Below are 716 nucleotides of genomic sequence, written 5' to 3'. Positions count from 1 at the left end.
GCAGTCGTCTTCCCCTGCGTTTTTGCCATCTCAAGTAGTGTGGGAAACGGCCCGTGCTGGTGGTCAACGGAGATTGCGCCATTATAGCTCTTATAGCTAGTAGCGAGTGCCGTCGCTGCGGCTGCCGAGTCGGTGACATAGGTGTCATCGTCTGGATAGGTACTCGACATGCCAACCAGTAGCTTATCGAAGATAGTCTTCTCGACTCTTTGGGTTTGTGGGTTATCACTATAGTAGCGATAGGCACTGGTATAAGCTGGCCCCATACCGTCACCAATTAAGTAGATAATATTCTTAGGTAGGTATTCAGCTGCAATAATAGGTGCGAAGGGGTCGTCAGTTTCCGCAGCGGCCTCTTTGCTTAATAGCGCAGTACATAATAGAGCTGTACTTAATAGGTAGGCACTAAACAGACCTAGGTTTGAGTTAATAGCCGATAAGCGAGTTATCGAATTTGAGTTTGTCATGTCCAGACTGTCCTAAATATTCAAGAGTCTGTGGCTAACTTAAAGATTGATACTGTTAGCCACCGCCGTCACTAGTGGAATGTCACGTATGCTTTGTTTGGTCGGCTTGGTTCAAATTGAGCGCTAGCTTGCGCCGTATCCGGCTTTTTTAGATAGAGTTCAAGCCAGTTCTCCTGCTCCCATAGCATGTGCATAATTGACTCTTTTGCTTTATAGCTATGGCTCTCATAGGGGAAGGTCACTAGACGT

1 protein-coding gene is annotated in these 716 nt (G+C 46.8%); it reads right to left on the bottom strand.

The genetic code is table 11. The features are described from left to right. Nucleotides 1-467: alkaline phosphatase (locus tag K5Q58_RS20625; RefSeq protein WP_220755724.1), on the bottom strand; the 467-nt coding region annotated here is incomplete at its 3' end. Between the last annotated feature and the right edge of the window lie 249 nt (nucleotides 468-716).

It is taken from the genome of Shewanella sp. KT0246 (genome assembly GCF_019654955.1).
Lineage (GTDB): Bacteria > Pseudomonadota > Gammaproteobacteria > Enterobacterales > Shewanellaceae > Shewanella > Shewanella goraebulensis.
This window is presented reverse-complemented; position numbering and strand designations above follow the sequence as displayed.